This window comes from Streptococcus sp. NLAE-zl-C503, from assembly GCF_900104285.1.
In the GTDB taxonomy this organism is placed as follows: Bacteria; Bacillota; Bacilli; order Lactobacillales; family Streptococcaceae; genus Streptococcus.
In genome coordinates this window covers 182,579-197,731 of the sequence record NZ_FNJT01000002.1, presented here as the reverse complement: position 1 = coordinate 197,731, position 15,153 = coordinate 182,579, and the positions used below count along the sequence as shown (strand labels likewise).

Sequence of the window (15,153 nt, the reverse complement as noted above, 5' to 3'; positions counted from 1 at the left end):
ATTTTTTATTCAGCTTAGCAAGAGTGTTTTCAGAGCCAATCTTTGATAATGGAGGGGAAAAGATTCTTTCTCGTCTTTCAAATTCCCTCAAAAATGGTATAATAGTAACATCATAAAATTGGAGAGAGACCATGAGTTTTTACAATCATAAGGAAATTGAGCCTAAGTGGCAAGGCTACTGGGCAAAACATCATACATTTAAGACAGGAACAGATGTGTCGAAACCGAAGTTTTATGCTCTCGACATGTTCCCATATCCTTCAGGAGCGGGTCTACACGTAGGACACCCAGAAGGCTACACAGCAACGGATATTCTCAGCCGTTACAAACGTGCGCAAGGCTACAACGTCCTTCACCCAATGGGTTGGGATGCCTTTGGATTGCCTGCAGAGCAATACGCTATGGATACTGGGAATGACCCAGCAGAATTTACGGCGGAAAATATTGCTAACTTCAAACGCCAAATCAATGCGCTTGGATTCTCTTACGACTGGGATCGTGAAGTCAATACAACAGATCCAAACTACTACAAGTGGACGCAGTGGATTTTTACCAAGCTTTACGAAAAAGGTTTGGCTTATGAAGCGGAAGTACCAGTAAACTGGGTTGAGGAACTAGGAACAGCCATTGCCAATGAAGAAGTCCTTCCTGACGGAACTTCTGAGCGTGGGGGCTATCCAGTTGTCCGCAAGCCAATGCGCCAATGGATGCTCAAAATTACGGCCTATGCAGAGCGCTTGCTCAATGACTTGGATGAGTTGGATTGGCCAGAATCTATCAAGGACATGCAACGTAACTGGATTGGGAAGTCAACTGGTGCCAATGTAAGCTTTAAAGTGAAAGGAACAGACAAGGAATTCACCGTCTTTACTACTCGTCCGGATACTCTTTTCGGTGCGACCTTCACAGTCTTGGCTCCTGAGCATGACTTGGTTGACGCTATCACAAGTTCGGAGCAAGCAGAGGCAGTAGCTGACTACAAACACCAAGCCAGTCTTAAGTCAGACTTGGCTCGTACAGACCTTGCCAAAGAAAAAACAGGGGTTTGGACTGGTGCTTATGCCATCAACCCTGTCAATGGTAAGGAAATTCCAATCTGGATTGCCGACTATGTTCTTGCTAGCTATGGGACAGGTGCGGTAATGGCTGTACCTGCTCATGACCAACGTGACTGGGAATTTGCCAAACAATTTGGCCTTCCAATCGTAGAAGTGCTAGAAGGTGGAAACGTTGAAGAAGTTGCCTATACTGAAGATGGTCTTCATGTCAATTCAGACTTCCTAGATGGCCTTAACAAAGAAGACGCTATTGCTAAGATTGTGGCTTGGTTGGAAGAGAAAGGTTGTGGTCAGGAGAAGGTTACCTACCGTCTCCGCGACTGGCTCTTTAGTCGTCAACGTTACTGGGGTGAACCAATCCCAATCATTCATTGGGAAGATGGAACTTCGACAGCCGTTCCAGAAAGTGAATTGCCACTTGTCTTGCCAGTAACCAAGGACATCCGCCCTTCAGGTACTGGTGAAAGCCCACTAGCTAACTTGACAGACTGGCTAGAAGTGATTCGTGAAGATGGGGTCAAAGGTCGTCGTGAAACCAACACTATGCCACAATGGGCTGGTTCAAGCTGGTACTACCTCCGCTATATCGATCCACATAACACAGAGAAATTAGCTGATGAGGATCTCCTCAAACAATGGTTGCCAGTAGATATCTACGTGGGTGGTGCAGAGCATGCTGTTCTTCACTTGCTCTACGCTCGTTTCTGGCATAAATTCCTCTATGACCTCGGTGTTGTTCCGACTAAGGAACCATTCCAAAAACTCTTTAACCAAGGAATGATTTTGGGAACTAGCTACCGTGATCACCGTGGTGCGCTTGTGGCGACTGACAAGGTTGAAAAACGTGACGGTTCCTTCTTCCATGTGGAAACAGGAGAAGAGTTGGAGCAAGCACCAGCCAAGATGTCTAAATCTCTTAAGAATGTTGTTAACCCAGACGATGTGGTGGAACAATACGGTGCCGATACCCTTCGTGTTTATGAAATGTTCATGGGACCGCTTGACGCTTCGATTGCTTGGTCAGAAGAAGGTCTGGAAGGAAGCCGTAAGTTCCTTGACCGTGTTTACCGTTTGATTACAAGTAAAGAAATTGTTGCGGAAAATAATGGCGCTCTTGACAAGGTCTACAATGAAACAGTTAAATCTGTCACTGAGCAAATCGAATCCATGAAATTCAACACAGCCATTGCCCAACTTATGGTCTTTGTCAACGCTGCTAATAAGGAAGACAAACTCTATGTGGACTATGCCAAAGGCTTTATCCAATTGATTGCCCCATTTGCACCTCACTTGGCAGAAGAACTCTGGCAAATTGTTGCAGCAACAGGTGAATCCATCTCTTACGTGGCTTGGCCAACATGGGACGAAAGCAAATTGGTTGAAGACGAAATCGAAATCGTCGTCCAAATCAAAGGTAAAGTCCGTGCCAAATTCATGGTTGCGAAAGACCTATCACGTGAAGAATTGCAAGAAATCGCTCTAGCGGATGAAAAAGTTAAAGCAGAAATTGACGGTAAGGAAATCGTGAAGGTGATTGCGGTACCTAACAAACTCGTTAATATCGTTGTTAAATAACGAGTTTATTAGCCCTATCTGCCACCTTCAATAGTCCACTGGACCATTGAAGCCAACTAAACTCGTTAATATTGTTGGGAAATAAAATATAAATCCTTCAGAGTAGAATCTGGAGGATTTTTTGAATCTTGATATGAAAGTATGATATACTATGTGCAACTGTAAAGTTTGAAAAGTGAATCAAGGAGAAAAACGATGCCAGTAAACGAATATGGTCAGATGATTGGTGAGTCAATGGAAGGTTATACACCAGGTGAATTGCCTGCCATTGATTTCTTAGAAGGGCGCTACGCTCGGATAGAAGCTCTTTCAGTGGAAAAGCATGCGGAGGATTTGCTAGCTGTCTATGGTCCAGATACGCCTCGGGAGATGTGGACCTACCTCTTTCAGGAGCCGATGGCAGATATGGCGGGACTGGTCACCGTCTTAAATCAGATGTTGGCTCGTAAGGATCGTTTTTACTATGCGATTATAGACAAGGCAACTGGTAAGGCCTTGGGAACTTTTTCTCTCATGCGCATTGACCAGAATAACCGAGTAATAGAAGTGGGTGCCGTCACCTTTTCACCAGCACTTAAGGGGACGAGGATAGGAACAGAAGCCCAGTATCTCTTGGCTCGCTATGTTTTTGAGGAACTCAACTATCGTCGCTATGAGTGGAAATGCGACGCTCTAAATCTTCCATCAAGACGAGCTGCGGAACGTTTGGGCTTTGTCTATGAAGGAACCTTCCGTCAGGCAGTCGTTTATAAGGGGCGTACGAGGGATACGGATTGGCTCTCTATGATTGATAAGGACTGGCCTCAAGTCAAAGCTCGTTTGGAAGCATGGCTGGCTCCTAAAAATTTTGACAAGAATGGACGGCAGTACAAGAGTTTGAGAGAAATCTAAGAGGTGTTGACATGATTACCGTTAGAAAGCAAGAATTAGTAAATATAAATGATGTTTTGCATCTCTATCAGGCAGTCGGTTGGACAAATTATACCCATCAACCTCAGATGCTGGAGAAGGCCTTGTCTCACTCATTAGCGATTTATCTGGCACTTGATGGCAATGCCGTGGTGGGCTTGGTTCGTTTGGTCGGAGATGGTTTTTCGTCGATTTTTGTTCAGGATTTGATCGTTTTGCCTACTTATCAGCACCAAGGAATTGGCAGTGCCTTGATGAAAGAGGCTTTAGCTGATTACAAAGATGCCTATCAAGTCCAACTAGTGACCGAACAGACAGAAAAAACCTTGGGATTCTATCGTTCTCTGGGTTTTGAAACCTTATCTACTTATGATTGCACAGGAATGATTTGGGTCGATCGAAAAAAATAAAAATAATTTTTTTTCTTAAGTAAAGTTTAAGTCTCCTCGTGTATTATATAGTCATTAAATAAAGACCTCCTAATACTCTTCGAAAATCTCATCAACCTTCGTTAGAGTCGACTTAGCTAACTATAGTTATGCTTGCGTCTATCTGCCTAGTCTGATTTCGATTTTCATTGAGTACCCTTTATTTAATGAAATCCTAAACTTTTCTTTTTCATCATAATCTCCTAAAGAAGTCACCCAATCAGGTGGCTTTTTTGTGACTTGAGAAAGGAAATTTCATTTGGAAAAAATTTTTCTAAAAAAATGATAAATCAGAAAAAAGTTAAGGTAATTTTAAGTCTCCTCGTGTATCATATAGTCATTAGATAAAGACCTCCTAACTTTATTTAATGAAATCCTAATCCTTTCTTTTTCATAATAATCTCCCTAAAGAGGCCACCCAATCAGGTGGCTTTTTTGTTTGTGGCTTGGATTTTTGATATAATGGAAACATGAATAGAATTTTAGATAATGAGATAATGGGGGATGAGGAGTTAGTAGAACGTACGCTCCGTCCTCAATACTTACGTGAATATATCGGGCAGGATAAGGTGAAGGATCAGCTCCAAATCTTTATCGAAGCTGCCAAAATGCGGGATGAAGCGCTGGACCATGTACTCTTATTTGGGCCTCCAGGTTTGGGGAAAACGACCATGGCCTTTGTCATTGCTAATGAATTGGGAGTCAATCTCAAGCAAACGTCTGGTCCTGTCATTGAAAAAGCGGGTGATCTGGTAGCGATTTTGAATGATTTGGAGCCTGGGGACGTCCTCTTTATTGACGAGATTCATCGCTTGCCCATGTCGGTGGAAGAGGTGCTCTATAGTGCCATGGAGGACTTCTACATTGACATTATGATTGGGGCTGGTGAGGGCAGTCGCAGTGTCCATTTAGACTTGCCACCTTTTACCTTGATTGGTGCGACGACACGTGCGGGGATGCTCTCAAATCCGCTACGAGCACGTTTTGGTATTACAGGTCATATGGAATACTATGCCCATGCTGACTTGACGGAAATTGTTGAGCGGACGGCCGATATTTTTGAGATGGAAATCACTCATGAAGCAGCTGCTGAGCTGGCCTTACGCAGTCGAGGAACTCCCCGTATCGCCAATCGTCTCCTCAAGCGCGTGCGCGACTTTGCCCAGATTATGGGGGATGGCTTGATTGATGATGTGATTACGGATAAGGCTTTGACCATGCTAGATGTTGACCATGAAGGATTGGACTATGTGGACCAAAAAATTCTTCGAACCATGATTGAGATGTACGGTGGTGGTCCTGTCGGTCTAGGAACCCTCTCTGTTAATATTGCCGAGGAGCGTGAGACGGTCGAAGACATGTACGAACCCTACCTGATCCAAAAAGGATTTATCATGCGGACACGGTCTGGACGGGTTGCAACAGCTAAAGCATATGAGCATTTAGGTTATGAATACAGTGAAAAATGAACAAGAAATTCTAGATGCTTTCAGAGAAAATCTGGATATTATGACCATTCTGACCATCATTCGTAACCTTGGTCTGAAAGATTCGTGGTTGGCAGCGGGTTCGGTTAGAAATTTCATCTGGAATCTCTTGTCAGACAAATCCCCTTTTGACCGTGAAACGGATGTGGATGTGATTTTCTTTGATCCAGATGTTTCTTATGAGGAAACAGTATCCCTAGAGAACAAGCTGAGAGAAGATTTCCCTCAGTATCAGTGGGAGTTGAAAAATCAGGTCTATATGCATCAGCACAGTCCCCACACTGTGCCCTATACGAGTTCTCGTGATGCCATGAGTAAATATCCAGAGCGCTGTACGGCGGTAGGACTTCGCTTGAATGAAGATTCCACTTTAGAGCTTTTTGCCCCCTATGGACTCGAGGATATCTTGAACTTTCAAGCTCATCCGACTCCTCACTTCTTAGAAAATGAAGACCGAATGAAACTCTATCAAACACGATTATCCAAGAAAAATTGGCAAGAAAAATGGGAAAATCTCACGTTCTCGAATCTTTGAAAAGAAGTTAGTGACTTGATCGCATAAGAATTCTATATGTGAGTTTGTAATCATCACAAGATGAGCAGAGAAATCTAAAGATGCAAAAAATTATATACTCAACAGGAACAACTCATTCAATCTATCATAGCTAACAAAGATACCGAATTTGTGAGATTGAGTGAGAAAAACATCTATTAAGGCTATCCTTATTGTTCTTGGAAGACAAGACTCCTGGGGAAATTATCCCAAGTAACTAACTTGAGCTTGAAAATTGGCATGTAAACGCTTTTGAAAAGTCGTAAATTATGATACAATGTTTAGAGAAATTACTGAGACGAGGATTTAGAAAACAATGAAAGTACATTTCACAAATTTATTTGGGCAAGCATCAACGAGTGTTGCCTTGATGGCGCAGAACAATGTCATGAAAATTGTTCGAGACTTTGGAGTTAACGAACTGGGGATATATTTTTATGATGCAAGCCATGAACCGTGGGAAGAACTGAACTCGCGGATGGATGGGATTGTCGCGGGGGTATCTTATGGAGATGTCGTTTTTTTCCAATCTCCTTCATGGAATAGTGTTGAATGGGACAATCACTTGGTAGAAAAGTTAAAGCTTTCTCATGTAAAAATGGTGATGTTTATCCATGATGTTCAGCCACTAATGTTTGAGAGCAATTATTATCTTATGAAGGCCCACATTGACATGTATAATAAATGTGATGTGGTGGTAGTACCATCCGAACAAATGTACCAGAAACTCGTTTCAGAAGGATTAACCGTCAAGAACTACGTTGTTCAAACACTCTGGGATCTTCCCCATGGTTTGGAACTCTATACTCCAAAATTTGAGAAAAAATTAATCTTCTCAGGGGACCCATCTCGTTTCCCACATATTGTTGACTGGAAACACAGTACCCCCCTTCATGTTTATGCTACGAGAGCAGAGGGAGTAGATTATTCCAAAGTCCATCTTGAGGGGTGGCGAACTCAGCAGGAATTATTGTTGGAGTTGTCTAAAGGAGGAGGTTTTGGCCTAGTATGGGGAAATTCCGAAAATCCTGCGGAAGAGCGTGACTACTACAAAGAAAATGTTTCTTATAAGTTGACAACTTATCTGGCTGCGGGTATTCCTGTGGTTGTGCCAGACTATCTTTCTAATGTGGACTATATCCGTGAGAAAGGTTTGGGCTTTGTCGTATCTAGTTTGGAAGAAGCTAGCCGCGTGGTTCAGGAATGTACGGCAGAAGAGTATGATCAAATGGTCACAAGAGCAAAATATACAGCTTACTTAATTAAAAATGGTTATTTCACAAAGAAGTTGTTTATTGATTCCATGATGCTCTTAGATTAGTCAAAAGTCGGTCATCGGTTTACCACATTCAGATTTAGAAAGGCAAAATTTCAAGTCGAAGTTAGCCATCTTAGATAATTAGTTTTTTATCAACTGTAATGGGTTGATGAAAAACCACATCTTGGAGGGAACCAATTTGGTTCTCTCCTTTTTGCTAGCCGCTTGAAGCTGATTCCCTGTACCTATAAATTTAGACGTAAGAAAATACCCCCAAAACTATCTAGCTTTTTTTGGGGGAAAAGTCATATATGGAGGAGGATGAGGATTACAAAATCATCACCAAGGTCCCAATCGTAATCAGTATACATCCAATGATTGTTTTAAACGTCAGGACATCCTGTAGAAAGAAAAAGGCTAAAACGAGTGTAATGACGAGACTAGACTTATCGACAGCAGATACCTCAGTCGCATTGCCCATCTGCAAGGCCTTGTAGTAGCAGAGCCAGGAGGCGCCTGTTGCCAAACCAGACAGGATGAGAAAGAACCAACTTTTTCTACTGATGTTGACAATCTCAGTCTGACTATTGGTCAAGAAAACTATGGCCCAAGCCATAAGGATGACGACGATCGTACGAATGGCTGTTGCTAGATTGGACGGAACTCCCTCAATCCCAATCTTGGCTAAAATAGAAGTTAAGGCTGCAAAGACAGCAGATAAAAGTGCGAAGAAAAACCACATGGTAACTACCTCCTCTCTCTATTATAAGTAATCGAATCCTACTTGTCAGTTCTCAAGTGAAATCTTGCTCTGATGGCATTTTAAAAAACTATACCAATTTTTATGCTTGACAAGTGAGAAAAACAAGTATATACTGTCTTTGCTGGTTCTGTAAAAGGAAAATCAGACTATACCAATTTAAGGGGAAAGCACAGCTGGTCTGTGTCGTATATACTATGTGTGGAATTGTCGGTGTTGTTGGAAACACAAATGCAACTGATATTTTGATTCAAGGGCTTGAAAAGCTTGAATACCGTGGCTATGATTCTGCGGGAATTTTTGTTCTAGGTGGTGCTGAAAATCATCTAGTTAAGGCTGTTGGCCGTATCGCTGAATTGTCTGCTAAAACTACCGGTGTTGAGGGAAAAACTGGTATCGGACATACGCGTTGGGCGACTCATGGTAAACCAACTGAGGACAATGCTCACCCACATCGCTCTGAGACTGGACGTTTTGTCTTGGTCCACAATGGAGTGATTGAGAACTACCTTGAAATCAAGGAAGAATATCTTGCGGGTCACCACTTTAAGGGACAAACCGATACGGAAATCGCCGTTCACTTGATTGGAAAATTTGTCGAAGAAGACGGCTTGTCAGTTCTCGAAGCCTTCAAAAAAGCTCTTCACATCATCCGTGGTTCTTATGCCTTTGCCCTGATTGACTCTGAAAATCCAGATGTCATCTATGTCGCAAAGAACAAATCACCACTTTTGATTGGTCTTGGAAATGGCTACAATATGGTCTGCTCAGATGCCATGGCTATGATTCGTGAGACCAACCAATACATGGAAATCCATGATCAAGAGTTGGTAATCGTCAAGGCTGATAGCGTCGAAGTTCAAGACTATGATGGCAATAGTCGTGAGCGTGCTAGCTACACTGCTGAACTCGATTTGTCAGATATCGGTAAGGGAACTTACCCTTACTACATGCTTAAGGAAATCGACGAGCAGCCAACGGTGATGCGTAAACTCATCCAAGCCTATACAGATGAGGCTGGTCAAGTTGTCGTGGATCCAGCTATCATCAAGGCTGTTCAAGACGCAGACCGAATCTACATCCTTGCAGCTGGAACATCTTACCATGCAGGCTTTGCTTCTAAGAAGATGCTGGAAGAATTGACGGATACACCAGTTGAACTTGGAATCTCATCTGAGTGGGGCTACGGCATGCCACTTCTCAGCAAGAAACCACTCTTTATCTTTATCAGCCAGTCTGGTGAAACAGCGGATAGTCGTCAGGTTTTGGTCAAGGCCAATGAAATGGGCATCCCAAGCTTGACAGTGACAAACGTGCCAGGTTCAACTCTTTCACGTGAAGCCAACCATACCATGCTTCTTCATGCAGGGCCTGAAATCGCCGTGGCTTCAACCAAGGCCTACACAGCACAAATCGCAGCTCTTGCCTTCCTTGCAAAAGCAGTCGGTGAAGCAAACGGCAATGCCAAAGCGCAAGCCTTTGACCTGATTCGTGAGTTGTCTATCGTGGCTCAGTCTATCGAATCAACTCTTTCTGAGAAAGAAACCATTGATACCAAGGTTCGTGAGCTTCTTGAAACAACTCGCAACGCCTTTTACATCGGACGTGGTCAAGATTACTATGTAGCTATGGAAGCAAGTCTCAAACTTAAAGAGATTTCTTACATCCAGTGTGAAGGTTTTGCGGCAGGAGAACTCAAGCACGGAACCATTGCCTTGATTGAAGAGGGGACACCTGTCTTGGCCCTCCTGTCAGATCCAGTCCTTGCCAATCATACTCGTGGAAATATCCAAGAAGTCGCAGCCCGTGGTGCCAAGGTTCTCACCATCGCAGAAGAAAATGTCGCTAAAGAGACAGACGATATCGTCCTTACGACCGTTCACCCTTACCTCTCACCAATCTCAATGGTCGTACCAACGCAATTGGTTGCTTACTTTGCAACACTTCACCGTGGTCTCGATGTGGACAAACCTCGTAACCTTGCCAAGTCAGTAACAGTAGAATAAGCTAAAAGAGTCTAGTCCTCCTAGACTTTTTTGCTCTTCCTTGTTATACTTGAGATAGGAATCCTTGTATTCCGAAGGCAGTTTTTTATAAGGAGAAGAAAATGAAAAAGAAAAAAATATTATTGCTATGCTGATTGGTATCGTCTTGTCTAGTTCTTTCTTGATACGAACGGTCTTGATCCATCAGGCGAGACAAGCGAAAAAGCAAAACATGGAACGGATTGCTGCTGTGCAAGAGACGGTTCAGTCTCAAGATCAAAAGAAAGCTGAAGAGCAGAGAGAACAATTTAAAAAGGCATTTGATGGTGTAGATAAAACTTCCATTCTAATGAAAAACTATGATAGCCACACACCGATTAATGGGGACTACAGTTTTGGTACAAAGGATGGCGTGTACTACCTAGTAGAATTAAAAACAGGTGAGAAAGTAGCTCTGGAAGGTGTGGACAAGGCCTTTCCATTGTCGATCAAAAACGAGAACGAAAATAGCACGGAGCTTGCACTGGTTGTCCGCAAAGATCAAGCCTGGTACATGATTGATACAAAGGGCGAGACGATTTACACTTTTGAACAAACAGAATTGACAGAAAACTCGAAATTGACTTTGAAAGATAATAAACTACAGGTAGAATAAACTAAAAAAGTCTAGTTGATCTAGGCTTTTTCTAATGAGTCTAGGACAAAAGTCTAACCTTAAATATAAAAAGCGAACAAAACGAGTTATCTGACACTCAGAATTCTGTCTTGTTCGCTTTTTTTCTAATCTATCGATTTTAAAAATTTATAATAAAGAATTCCTAAAATCAAAATCTTTTTGTATCAGATACTTTTCTAATGAGCGAATGTATTTCAAATAAAACTGTTTAGTGCTACCTTGACTACTGGGTGAGAATCCGCGTTATTTCAAGAAACTGATCCAAGCTTAGCAAAGGTTTGGAGCGTTTTATGTTGCATCTACCGCTTGGTTCTATGCCACATAACCAGGTTCTGAGAGCTATTGAACTCTATGGCACGCAAGTGGCGCCGAAAATACGTGCTTACTTTGCCATGAAAGAGGGGGTATAAAAAAATCCAATCGGCTTGATAGAAAATCTATATCAACTCCTTTTTGAAAAATAGATGAAAATAAAGTGAATCTTTGAAAGGCTAGTAACATCAAGCTTTTTAGGGATTTTTTTCTTTATAGATATAAAAATTTCCAATCGAGTTGATAGTCAATATATATTGGGAAAAGGGGAAAAGGAGTGGTAAGATGGTTTCAATCCAAATGGAAGGAGAGAGGTATGGCAAGTAAAAGAGAGCTAGTCTTTAGAGCGATTCGAGGCGATGAAGTGGAAAGAGTTCCTGTGGGATTTTGGTTTCATTTTGTAACACTCGAAGAAAAGGGGCAGGGATTAAATAATCCACGTATCTTTCAAAAAAGTGTTGACGGGCATCGTAACTATGTGGAAAGGATTCGCCCTGATTTTGTCAAAATTATGAGTGACGGTTTTTTCCTTTATCCAAGTAATGTTTATAGTCCTACGATTGCAAGCATTCAGGAGCTGACTTCTATTGAGTCGATTGGTGAGGAACACCCATGGATTCAGCAACAGGTGGAAGTGGTACAAGCGATTCGAGAGACCTTTACCGAAGAGATTGCTTCTTTCTACAATATCTTTTCCCCTATCTCCTACCTCAAGCGCTGGTTCCGTACAGAAACTTCTCGAGGAGATAGGGAAGTGGCTGATCTATTGCTTGAAAATCCTGAGCAATTCAGAGCGATTCTAGATGTGATTGCAGGAGATATTGCTATCCTAACTCAGAAAATCATCCAGCAAGGCGGTGTTGACGGGATTTACCTCAGTACCCAGGAAATTCAAGATCAGCGCATCACACCAGCACTCTACCAAACCTATATCGAACCGAGCAATATAGCGATTTTGGAGGCAGCCAATCAGGTTGGTGGGACCAATATCCTCCATATCTGTGGTTTTGAAGGTGCGAGCAATGATGTGACGATATTTAAGAACTATCCAGCTCAAGTGGTCAACTGGGCGACTCATCATGAGGATGTTAGTTTGACACAGGGTCAGGAGTTGTTTCGAGGCAAGGCCGTTTTAGGTGGATTTGAAAATGGCAAGAAAAGCTTGCTTTATCAAGGTTCCAAGGCGGAATTGCAAAATGAAACAAGACGGTTGCTGGCTGAAGCTGGTAGTAAAGGCGTTCTTCTGGGAGCTGACTGTACTGTTCCAGATGACTTTGACTTAGAGAGGTTGGACTGGATTCGACAGGCAGCTGTTCTCTAAAAGGAGGAGCTATGAAAAGTAAAAGATGGGGCATCTTCATTGCAGTTGTCGGTTTGCTGGCTTTGGTTGCCATAAGCGTCGTAAAAAATCAGCACTGCAAAAATGGAGAGAGATGTCGTGGAGTTCAGGATTTTTCCAAGTCCAGTCTCCCCTTTCTACGCTCGAATGATATCGCAAGCAGTTTATTAGTTGAAAAAGTAAGAAATGGAGAATAAGAATGTCAGAAAAAAGAGAATGGGTTTTAAAAGCATTTAAAGGTGAAAAGGTTGATCGTGTGCCAGTTGGCTTTTGGCACCATTTCACATCCGAAGACGAATGGCTACATGGTTTCTCAAATCCAGTCATTATCGAGAAGAATATCGAGGGACATAAGCGCTTTATCCGAGAAGTTCAGCCAGACTTTATCAAACTCATGAGTGATGGCTACTTTGCTTATCCAAATCCAGCGATTGCCAAAGGCAAATCACTTCAAGAATTGGCGACCATTCAATCACTCGGACCAGATCACGCTTGGATAAAAGAGCAGGTTGACTTGGTTAAGAAAATCAAGCAAGAATTTACAGAAGATATCGTTGCGATTTACAATATTTTTGCTCCTGTGACCTATCTCAAGTGGCTACTAGGGGAAGTATCTGGTGGCGATGACCTTATCGCGGACTTTCTGGTGGAAGACCCTGAAGCCCTCAAGAAGGTGTTGGATGTGATTGCAGAAGATATTGCGAGTCTCAGTCGAGCTGTCATCGAAGAGGCTGGTGCTGATGGAATCTATCTCAGCGTGCAGAGTATCCAAGATCAACGAGTGTCGGCAGCAGATTATCAAGCCGTCATTGCACCTAGCGAGATAACGGTTCTGGAAGCGGCTAGTGCTGTTGGTGGCGTCACTGTTCTTCATATCTGTGGCTACGAGGGAGCGCGAAATGATATTCATCTTTTTGCAGACTATCCAGCCCAAGTCTTTAACTGGGCTGTAGGACCAGAGGGAATCACTCTCAAGGAAGGTCGTGAGATTTTCAAGGGACGTACGGTTCTTGGAGGATTCGAAAATGGCAAGACAGGCTTACTGTATACTGGTAGCAAGGATGCCATTCAGGCTGAGGCAAAGAAACTAGTTGCAGAAGCTGGGGAACAGGGCTTGGTACTTGGGGCAGATTGTACCATTCCAAGTGATATCGCAGTTGAACGTATCCAGTGGGTGAGAGAAGCGCTTGAAAACTAAAGGAGAAAAAGATGAGTAAAAAAGCATGGATTATCGGTGGTGTAGCAGTTGTTGTAGTAATTGGGGCAACGATTATCGGGAGAAGTTTAGCTGGCGCTCCAGCCAAGGAGGGAGAAACGGCTTCGTCTGCTGAAGTCATAACCTTGAAGGTTGCCCATACACAAAACTACGTACCTTATGACTTTGTCAATGAAAAAGGGGAATCAGATGGTTATGAAGTAGCTGTTTTGAAGGCTGTTGATGAGAAGTTGGCAAACTATCAATTTGAATATACGGGCACCAGTGATGACGACCTCTTGATTGGTCTGGAATCAGGCAAGTATGACATCGGAACCAAGGGAGCTTGGTACACAGATGAACGAGCTAAAAAGTTTGTCATTCCATCTGAACCAGTCGGAGCGAGCATCATTGGATTTACTGTCAGAAAAGAAGATGAACAGAAATACAAAACCATTGATGACTTTGCTAAGAATAAAGGGAAATTGGTTCCTATCTCTCCACAGAATGCTCAATGGAATGTCATCACCAGCTACAATGAAAAACATCAGGATGCACCGATTGAGCTAACAGCAGCTGAATCCTTTAAAGTGGCAGATGCCTATGCCTGGGTCTTAGAAGGACGTTATGACGCCTTCTTTGATATCAAACTGTCCTTTGAAAAAGCAGTTACCGCAGAAGATGGACCTTACCACCAATATGCGGATAAACTCAGCTGGTTCCCATACAAGGGCATTCCAACTTATCCCTTGATTCACCGTGATGAAAAGGGTGAGAAATTCGCTAAAGAATATGAAAAAGCAATCAAAGAGTTGAAGGAAGATGGCACGCTTGCTAAGCTATCTCAGCAATACTTTAAAGAAGATGTCTTTAGTTACGTAGACAAAGACTAGACCAGAAATTCCAAGACTAGAAAGGGTTTTGCATGGTTTCTTATGATTTTTCCAAGGTCTTTCAGTTTTTGCCAACCTTATGGCAGGCACTTCCTATGACCTTGTCCATTCTCTTTTTTACCACTCTTCTTGGGTCCCTTTTTGGAGGTCTCTTGGCCTGGGCACAAGTAGGAGAAGACAAGAGTTTTGCAGCGATTTCCAAAGGCTATATCTTTACCCTACGTTGTACACCGCCGATTGTCTTGCTTTTTCTAGTCTTTTATGGCTTGCCAGAATTTCTGAAATGGTGGCTTGGTTTGGACATCAACAACTGGTCTAAAACTATTTTTGTTCTCTTGACGATGATTCTCTTGTTTGCGGCTATTGTTGCCGAGGTTTTCAAGGCGGCCTATCAAGCTATTCCAAAGGGGCAGACAGAGGCCGGGCTTAGTATTGGTTTGACTCCAAGTCAGACTTTTTGGAGAATCATTTTTCCTCAAGCTTTTCAAGTTGCTCTTCCCAATATAACGACCGCTATTCTCAATCTCATGCGGGATGCTGCCTTGGCTTATACGATTGGTTTTGTTGATGTTATGGGGGCAGGCAATCTCTTGATTAGTCGCAATTTAGGGAACTACTCTCTGGAAACCTATACGGCAGTTGCGCTTCTTTACTGGGGGATTGCCTTGGTTATTTCTAGCTTGAGTCGTTTGCTTGAGAAGTCTTTGGAAACAAAAGGGAGGTAA

Annotated in this window: 14 protein-coding genes and 1 pseudogene; 14 read left to right on the top strand and 1 reads right to left on the bottom strand. The window is 42.7% G+C overall.

Annotated features, from left to right (window positions below):
- Positions 1-131 precede the first annotated feature (131 nt).
- The 6 genes from leuS to BLS46_RS05065 all read left to right on the top strand — a co-directional run bounded on the left by leuS (position 132) and on the right by BLS46_RS05065 (position 7,331).
- Complete coding sequence (gene leuS / locus BLS46_RS05090) at positions 132-2,633, top strand: leucine--tRNA ligase (RefSeq protein WP_093586048.1); 2,502 nt, start codon at positions 132-134, stop codon at positions 2,631-2,633.
- A 195-nt stretch (positions 2,634-2,828) separates the two neighbouring features.
- Entirely contained in the window at positions 2,829-3,524 is a 696-nt protein-coding gene (locus BLS46_RS05085) for a GNAT family N-acetyltransferase (protein ID WP_038804629.1), read from the top strand.
- An 11-nt stretch (positions 3,525-3,535) separates the two neighbouring features.
- Positions 3,536-3,952 (top strand): GNAT family N-acetyltransferase, encoded by a 417-nt coding sequence (locus tag BLS46_RS05080; RefSeq protein ID WP_084945735.1) that lies wholly within the window; start codon positions 3,536-3,538, stop codon positions 3,950-3,952.
- A gap of 488 nt (positions 3,953-4,440) precedes the next feature.
- Positions 4,441-5,439, top strand: coding sequence for a Holliday junction branch migration DNA helicase RuvB (gene ruvB, locus BLS46_RS05075; protein ID WP_004246634.1), 999 nt, complete (start codon positions 4,441-4,443; stop codon positions 5,437-5,439).
- Positions 5,420-5,992, top strand: coding sequence for a nucleotidyltransferase family protein (locus tag BLS46_RS05070; RefSeq protein ID WP_093586046.1), 573 nt, complete (start codon positions 5,420-5,422; stop codon positions 5,990-5,992). Before ruvB ends, BLS46_RS05070 begins: the two co-directional genes overlap by 20 nt.
- Positions 5,993-6,326: 334 nt before the next feature.
- Complete coding sequence (locus BLS46_RS05065) at positions 6,327-7,331, top strand: sugar transferase (protein ID WP_038805827.1); 1,005 nt, start codon at positions 6,327-6,329, stop codon at positions 7,329-7,331.
- A gap of 265 nt (positions 7,332-7,596) precedes the next feature.
- On the opposite strand, the gene BLS46_RS05060 is transcribed toward BLS46_RS05065, so the two are convergent.
- The gene (locus BLS46_RS05060; protein ID WP_093586044.1) at positions 7,597-8,010 is read right to left on the bottom strand and encodes an EamA family transporter; all 414 of its coding nucleotides are present in this window, start codon (positions 8,008-8,010) and stop codon (positions 7,597-7,599) included.
- A gap of 215 nt (positions 8,011-8,225) precedes the next feature.
- On the opposite strand from BLS46_RS05060, the gene glmS reads away from it, so the two are divergent.
- The 8 genes and pseudogenes from glmS (at position 8,226) to BLS46_RS05020 (ending at position 15,153) form a co-directional block, all read left to right on the top strand.
- Positions 8,226-10,034: a glutamine--fructose-6-phosphate transaminase (isomerizing) gene (gene glmS, locus BLS46_RS05055; protein WP_093586042.1), complete on the top strand. Its 1,809-nt coding sequence runs from the start codon at positions 8,226-8,228 to the stop codon at positions 10,032-10,034.
- A gap of 127 nt (positions 10,035-10,161) precedes the next feature.
- Entirely contained in the window at positions 10,162-10,668 is a 507-nt protein-coding gene (locus BLS46_RS05050; RefSeq protein WP_093586040.1) for a hypothetical protein, read from the top strand.
- A gap of 296 nt (positions 10,669-10,964) precedes the next feature.
- Positions 10,965-11,099, top strand: a pseudogene (locus BLS46_RS05045) (oxidoreductase); the annotation flags it as partial.
- Positions 11,100-11,317: 218 nt separating this feature from the next.
- A complete protein-coding gene (locus tag BLS46_RS05040; protein WP_093586036.1) occupies positions 11,318-12,322 on the top strand; it encodes a uroporphyrinogen decarboxylase family protein in 1,005 nt (334 codons plus the stop codon).
- Between the two features lie 11 nt (positions 12,323-12,333).
- Positions 12,334-12,537: a hypothetical protein gene (locus tag BLS46_RS05035; protein ID WP_000837741.1), complete on the top strand. Its 204-nt coding sequence runs from the start codon at positions 12,334-12,336 to the stop codon at positions 12,535-12,537.
- A 2-nt stretch (positions 12,538-12,539) separates the two neighbouring features.
- Complete coding sequence (locus BLS46_RS05030) at positions 12,540-13,538, top strand: uroporphyrinogen decarboxylase family protein (RefSeq protein ID WP_084945742.1); 999 nt, start codon at positions 12,540-12,542, stop codon at positions 13,536-13,538.
- An 11-nt stretch (positions 13,539-13,549) separates the two neighbouring features.
- On the top strand, positions 13,550-14,428 hold the full coding sequence (locus BLS46_RS05025) for a transporter substrate-binding domain-containing protein (protein ID WP_093586034.1): 879 nt from the start codon (positions 13,550-13,552) through the stop codon (positions 14,426-14,428).
- A 32-nt stretch (positions 14,429-14,460) separates the two neighbouring features.
- On the top strand, positions 14,461-15,153 hold the full coding sequence (locus BLS46_RS05020) for an amino acid ABC transporter permease (RefSeq protein WP_000255460.1): 693 nt from the start codon (positions 14,461-14,463) through the stop codon (positions 15,151-15,153).

Excerpts from the sequence above, each read along its gene's own strand:
- BLS46_RS05085 (WP_038804629.1), top strand. The coding sequence starts at position 2,829 with ATGCCAGTAAACGAATATGGTCAGATGATTGGTGAGTCAATGGAAGGT.
- leuS (WP_093586048.1), top strand. The coding sequence starts at position 132 with ATGAGTTTTTACAATCATAAGGAAATTGAGCCTAAGTGGCAAGGCTAC.
- BLS46_RS05060 (WP_093586044.1), bottom strand. The coding sequence starts at position 8,010 with ATGTGGTTTTTCTTCGCACTTTTATCTGCTGTCTTTGCAGCCTTAACT.
- BLS46_RS05040 (WP_093586036.1), top strand. The coding sequence starts at position 11,318 with ATGGCAAGTAAAAGAGAGCTAGTCTTTAGAGCGATTCGAGGCGATGAA.
- BLS46_RS05070 (WP_093586046.1), top strand. The coding sequence starts at position 5,420 with ATGAATACAGTGAAAAATGAACAAGAAATTCTAGATGCTTTCAGAGAA.
- glmS (WP_093586042.1), top strand. The coding sequence starts at position 8,226 with ATGTGTGGAATTGTCGGTGTTGTTGGAAACACAAATGCAACTGATATT.
- BLS46_RS05025 (WP_093586034.1), top strand. The coding sequence starts at position 13,550 with ATGAGTAAAAAAGCATGGATTATCGGTGGTGTAGCAGTTGTTGTAGTA.
- BLS46_RS05020 (WP_000255460.1), top strand. The coding sequence starts at position 14,461 with ATGGTTTCTTATGATTTTTCCAAGGTCTTTCAGTTTTTGCCAACCTTA.
- BLS46_RS05030 (WP_084945742.1), top strand. The coding sequence starts at position 12,540 with ATGTCAGAAAAAAGAGAATGGGTTTTAAAAGCATTTAAAGGTGAAAAG.
- ruvB (WP_004246634.1), top strand. The coding sequence starts at position 4,441 with ATGAATAGAATTTTAGATAATGAGATAATGGGGGATGAGGAGTTAGTA.
- BLS46_RS05080 (WP_084945735.1), top strand. The coding sequence starts at position 3,536 with ATGATTACCGTTAGAAAGCAAGAATTAGTAAATATAAATGATGTTTTG.
- BLS46_RS05035 (WP_000837741.1), top strand. The coding sequence starts at position 12,334 with ATGAAAAGTAAAAGATGGGGCATCTTCATTGCAGTTGTCGGTTTGCTG.
- BLS46_RS05050 (WP_093586040.1), top strand. The coding sequence starts at position 10,162 with ATGCTGATTGGTATCGTCTTGTCTAGTTCTTTCTTGATACGAACGGTC.
- BLS46_RS05065 (WP_038805827.1), top strand. The coding sequence starts at position 6,327 with ATGAAAGTACATTTCACAAATTTATTTGGGCAAGCATCAACGAGTGTT.